Annotated in this window: 4 protein-coding genes; 2 read left to right on the top strand and 2 right to left on the bottom strand. The window is 66.2% G+C overall.

Features of this window, described 5'->3' with window-relative positions; all coding sequences use genetic code 11:
• Positions 1-1660: glycoside hydrolase family 13 protein (locus AB1609_14365; protein MEW6047642.1), on the top strand; the 1660-nt coding region annotated here is incomplete at its 5' end.
• Complete coding sequence (locus AB1609_14360) at positions 1660-3597, top strand: alpha amylase N-terminal ig-like domain-containing protein (protein MEW6047641.1); 1938 nt, start codon at positions 1660-1662, stop codon at positions 3595-3597. The genes AB1609_14365 and AB1609_14360, both read left to right, overlap by 1 nt.
• Positions 3598-3950: 353 nt before the next feature.
• Here AB1609_14360 and AB1609_14355 read toward each other — a convergent pair whose 3' ends face one another.
• Together AB1609_14355 and AB1609_14350 are read right to left on the bottom strand one after the other, a co-directional pair.
• Positions 3951-4847: a sugar ABC transporter permease gene (locus tag AB1609_14355; GenBank protein MEW6047640.1), complete on the bottom strand. Its 897-nt coding sequence runs from the start codon at positions 4845-4847 to the stop codon at positions 3951-3953.
• A gap of 1 nt (position 4848) precedes the next feature.
• Positions 4849-5763 carry a sugar ABC transporter permease gene (locus AB1609_14350; GenBank protein ID MEW6047639.1) on the bottom strand — a complete coding sequence of 305 codons (915 nt, stop codon included), beginning with the start codon at positions 5761-5763 and terminating at the stop codon, positions 4849-4851.
• Between the last annotated feature and the right edge of the window lie 35 nt (positions 5764-5798).

The following is a 5798-nucleotide window of genomic DNA, read 5'->3' as shown; positions in this document are numbered from 1 at the left end:
GATGCTTCCTATGCGAGCCATCGGGCAGTCCCGGCTGTACCGGTACTGGGAGGCGCATCTGGACGGGCATTGTGGGGGCGACGCTTCTGCCCGGGAAGAAGAACGCTACCGCTTCGCCGTCCGCGCTCAGGGAACTTCGGCGCCGCTTTTCGTCGGCGCAGACGGCGCCGGTGAAGAACCGGCCGCCGTGCGGCCGTGGGTGTTTTCGCGGGCCGGCGTTTCCCTCGTCGAGGTGCCGGCGTGGGTTTCCCGATCGGTCTTCTATCAGATCTTCCCGGAACGCTTCGCCAACGGCGACCCCTCCAACGACCCGCCGGTCACCGTCCCCTGGGATGCACGGCCCACGACCAGTAACTTCTTCGGTGGGGACCTTCAGGGTGTCATCGACCGCTCGGGCTACCTTGCGGACCTCGGCATTACGGCTGTCTGGTTCAACCCCATCTTCGACTCGGTGAGCAACCACAAGTACGACACCCGGGATTACCGCCGTATTGACCCGCACTTCGGCGACCTGTCCACGTTCCGGCGCATGGTGGAGGTGCTTCATGGGCTCGGGATCCGGGTTGTTCTCGACGGCGTTTTCAACCATACCGGCGATGAGTTCTGGGCCTTTCAGGACCTGGTACAGCGTGGCACGGACTCCCCTTACTACGACTGGTACGACATCTGGCGCTGGCCCGTGACGCGCAAGCCCCTCTCGTACCGGGCGTGGGCGGGCTACCCGGACATGCCCAAACTCAACCACGACAACCCTGAGGTGCAGCAGTACGTATTCGACACGGTACGCTCTTGGATGCAGCACGGCGTAGACGGGTGGAGGCTCGACGTGGCCAACGAGGTGCCCCACGCCTTCTGGCGGGAGTTCCGGAAGGTCGTCAAGAACGCCAACCCTGACGCCTATCTGGTCGGCGAAATCTGGCAGAACGGGGAACCGTGGCTTCGGGGCGACGAGTTCGATGCCGTCATGAACTACCGGTTTCGGGACGCCGTGCTGCAGTTCGTCGCGCTCCGCCGGATACCGCCGACGGAGTTTGACGCCAGGCTCTCACAGATCCGGGCCGACTACCCCGGGCCCATCTTTTACGCGCTTTTAAACCTCCTCGGCAGCCACGATACGGAACGCTTCTTGACGGCCGCCGGAGGCGACGTGCGCCGGCTGAAGCTTGCCGCGCTCTTCCAGATGACGTACCCGGGCGCGCCCATCGTGTACTACGGCGACGAGGTGGGGCTGCAGGGGCGCCGGGACCCGGACTCGCGGCGGAGTTTTCCGTGGGATCCCGAGCGGCAGGACCAGGACCTGCTCGCGTGGTACCGCACGCTCATTGCCCTGCGCCGCAGCAACCCCGTCCTGCTGGGGGGAGACGTCCGGACGATCCTTGCGGACGACATGACGGGTGTCTACGCGTACGTCCGGGAACCGAGCAGCGCCGGCAACGCGGAGCCGTCACTGGCCATCGTGGTGCTGAACAACTCAGACGCCCCGGCGAGCGTCGGGCTTGTCTCGCCTCATGCCACCTTTGAGAAGACTGCCTGGCAGGACGCGCTCACCGGCGAATCCTTCGCGCCCGTCAACGGCAAGCTCGAAGTGGAACTTGCGCCCATGCAGGGCCGGGTGCTGATGCCGGCTGGGGCACCCTGCGGGTGCGAGGGGGGACGTTGATGGCCACCCTCCCCCTGTCGCTCAACCCGGCGGGGTTCGTGCCGCTGGTTGACCACCGGGCCGAGTGGCCCATGGCGTCGCAGCAAGAGAACGGGCGGCTCCGCATCGTGCTGCGCACCGGCCGCGACCAGGTGGCGGCTGCGGGCGTCGTCTGGGCCGACCGGTACGAGCAAGGAGGCGGACCGGATCGGGCCGGCCTCGGCCGGCCGCCCTGGTTGGAGCGCGCCTGCGAGCACTCCGGCCGTGATGCCCAGTGGGATTACTGGGAAGCGGAGCTGGAGCTGCCTACCGGCCGGTTTGCGTACTGGCTGTGGGTGCTGCCCGGCGGCGCGCAATCCGGCTTGCCTGCGGGAGGCCAGGTGCCAGCCTCTGCCTCCCGGGCCGGTGTCTGGTGGGTGGGGGACAGCGGCCTGGCGCGTGCCCGCCACGTCGTGTGGCCGTTCGAGTGGCCCCACCAGCTTGCCGGCGAAAGCCCGGCTGTGCCAGACTGGGCGCGCGGCGCTTTCTTCTACCAGATCTTCGTGGACCGGTTCTTCAACGGTGATCCCGCCAACGACCCCCCGGGTACGCTCCCCTGGCCGCAGGACACCTCGCAGCCCGTACCGAAAGGCGCAGGCCTCTTCTACGGCGGTGATCTGGCGGGGGTTATCCAGAAGCTGCCCTACCTTGCCGGGCTGGGCGTGGACGCCATCTACCTCACGCCGATCTTCCGCTCGCCCAGCAACCACAAGTACGACACCGAGGATTACCTGGACGTCGACCCCGCTTTTGGCACGCAGGACCTCCTCGCCGACCTCACCGCGCAGGCTCACCGCCACGGCATCCGGGTGATCCTCGATCTGGTGTTCAACCACTCGGGAGACCGTTTCTTTGCCTTCCGAAACCTGCTGGAGCAGGGCGCCGCTTCGCCCTACCGGGAGTGGTATTTCCCGGGAAACCTTCCTGTCTCCCAGGCGCCGCCCAACTACGAGACCTTCGCCAACGCCGTCGTCACGATGCCGAAGCTCAACACCGCCAACCCCGAGGTGCGCCGGTACCTGGTGGGTGTGGTCCGGCGCTGGCTTCAGATCGCCGACGTGGACGGGTTCCGGCTCGACGTGGCCAACGAGGTGGCGCGGGAGCTGTGGCGCGAGGTGCTGGAGTCGGCCCGGCGGGTGAAGCCGGACGTGTTCATCGTGGGGGAGATCTGGCACCGGGCGGCGTCGTGGCTTCGCGGCGACATGTTCCACAGCGTCATGAACTACCCGTGGCGGGCTCCGGTGCTGGATTTCTTTGCCCGCGGCAGCATCGGTCCAACGGAGCTTTGGGAACGCCTGGAGAGCATCCGCTTCACGTACGCGCCGCCCGTTACCGAAGCGCTGGTCAACCTCCTCGGAAGTCACGACACGCCGCGTTTTCTGCGGCTGGCCGGAGGCGAGCTGTGGCGGCTCGAGATGGCAACGCTTTTCCAGTTCGCTTATCCGGGCGTGGCCCAGGTCTACTATGGGGACGAGGTGGCCATGGACGGCGGCGGCGACCCCGACTGCCGTCGCCCCATGAACTGGTCGCCTGGCAGGGACGGGCAGTCCATGCTCCAGCTTGTGCGGGATCTGGGGCAGTGGCGGCGCCGCTACCCCGCCCTGCGCACCGGCGGCGTGGAGCTTGCAGCCGTCGACGATGTCGCCGAGGCCTTTGCCTTCTGGCGCGTCCCCCGCCTGCCCGGAGTTGCCCGTGACCAGCGCGGCGCTGGTGCCGATAGCGGCACCCGTACCGGGGGAAGCGAGCGATGCCTCGTTGTGGTCAACCGGGGGATGCGCCCGTGGCAAGCGCCGGTGCCGGAGATCACGGGCGCGGGTCTCCGCGTCACCGAGCGCCTGGCCACCGGAGAACTCGAGGTCAGCGACCGAGCGGCCGTGGTTGGGCCGCGCTCGGCCGCCATCCTGGCCATCGGGCGTTGACAGGTGCAGAAGCTGCCGTCGTCAGGCAGGACGGCTTCCCGTGCTAGAACCGGGCCGGGAAGCCCTGAGAGCAGGGCGTGTCCTTTCTACGGAGGCGCTGCAAGGGGCCTTGGCTGCTGACCCGCGGCTCCAGGTGGCGCCACCCTGGAGGCCAAACGGCTGGCCGAAGGAAAGTACGTGCTGGCGCAGGAGCTTCAAGGCAACACGAGCTTTTGCCCGGATCTCTTCCCGGGGTTGTGCATCCCGCTCAGCCAGGTGTGGAGCTGATCGGGAGAAAGCCGCGCCTTCCACTTGAACGGCCCTTGCGCGTGAAAGCGTGCCACCCTTGCCGCGACCGGGTGGGCCTGCTGGCCTCAGCCCTTCAATGCACCCCTCGTCAGGCCCTCCACCAGCAGCCGCTGCGCCAGGAAGAAGATGGCCAGGATAGGCAGGGAGCTGAGCACCGACGCCGCGGCAAATGCGGTCCAGTTGGCCTGGTACTGCCCTGCCACGTAAATCTTGATTCCCACGCCCAACGGGTAAAGCTCGGGGCTCGTCAAGTACAGGCTCGGCGCCATGTAGTCGTTGAAGATCCCGATGAACGAAAAGATGAACTGCGCCGCCAGCATCGGCTGGACGAGCGGAAACGTGATGCGCCAGAACGCCTGCCACGGTGTCGCCCCGTCCACGTAAGCCGATTCGTCGAGCTCCCTCGGGATGCTGTCGATATAGTTCTTCAACAGCCACACGGCAAAAGCGCTCCCGCCCAGTCCGTACAGTAGCAGTAACCCCTGCAGCGTGTTCAGCAGCCCCACGGTGAGGAGGATCCGGTAGATGGCGACGATCGAGACCGACGTCGGCAGCATCTGCACCAGGAGCAGCGTCAGGATCCCGTAGCGCCTTCCCGGGAAGCGAAGCCGTGAGAAGGCGTACCCGGCGAGCGCGGCGATGAGCGTCGAGGCCGCGCCCCCCACGCCCCCGAGAATGAGGCTGTTGACCGCCCACCGCTTGAAGCCGGTCGTCGTGAGCAGCCTGGAGTAGTTGTCCAGCGTGAACTGCCTCGGAATGAGGCTGCTCGTGTAAAACGCCTCGCCGGCCTTGAACGAGACTGCCAGCACGTAGAGGGTGGGGAGCAGACTCAACACCGTCACGGCTACGGCCGCGACGCGAACAGGCCAGACACGCCACGTCCCATCGCGCCGGGTTGGCCACGCCGACACGGCCTGGCCCTTGCTGGTGACCTGATACCGTACCGACGGAAGGGTGGCCACGTCAGCGTACCTCCTCGAACGCCCGCGTCAGACGGCTGTTGATGTACGTGATGGGGCCGATGATAAGGAAGATGACCACGCCGTAAGCCGCCGCCAGCCCGTAGCGCTGCACCGACGTGATCAGCTTGTAGCCGTACGTGACCAGGGTGTCGGTGGCTCCATAATCCGCGCCGGGGAACGCCAGCGGGTTGCCGCCCGTCAACAGGTAAATGACGTTGAAGTTATTGAACTGAAACGCTATCTGCGTGACGACCAGCGGAACCGTGGCAATGCCCAGGAGTGGCAGCGTGATGTAGCGGAAGCTGGCCCATCCGGTGGCCCCATCCATCGTGGCGGCTTCGTACAGCTCCCGAGGGATGCTCTGCAGCGCCGCCAGGAAGACCACCATGAAAAATGGATACGAAAGCCACAGGTTGACGGCAAGCAGTGACACTTTCGCCCAGAACGGGTCACCAAGCCAGCGCACCGGTGTCATCCCCAGGGCACCCAAAGCCAGGTTGACCGGACCATTGCCGCCCAGCAGGGCAGCCCACATCTGGATGCTGATGATGCCCGGCAGCGCCCACGGTACGATGAGCAGCGTCCGGTACAGGTTTCGCTCCCGCAGCCCCGGGTGGTTGAGCAAGAGCGCCAGCAGTAGGCCCCCCGCGATGTTGAGGAAGCTCGTTAGGACCGTCCATGTGACCGTCCAGCCCAGCACGGGCACGAACGCAGGGCTTTCCGCGAAAATCTCCAGGTAGTTGCGCAGCCCCACCCACTCGAACTTTTGAAAGTGGAACAGCCCGAAATTAGTGAATGAGATATAGATGTTGTAGGCGGCGGGCAGCACGACGAAGATGACAGTACCAACAAGAAGCGGTGTCAGGTAGGCAGCGGCTTGCAGGCCCTGCCCGCGGCGCGGCCGCATGGAACCCATCAAACTCGACCGCCCTCCTCTCGGTGGGTGGCCGG

The sequence above is a fragment of the Bacillota bacterium genome, from assembly GCA_040754675.1.
GTDB lineage: Bacteria > Bacillota > Limnochordia > Limnochordales > Geochordaceae > Geochorda.
This window is presented reverse-complemented; position numbering and strand designations above follow the sequence as displayed.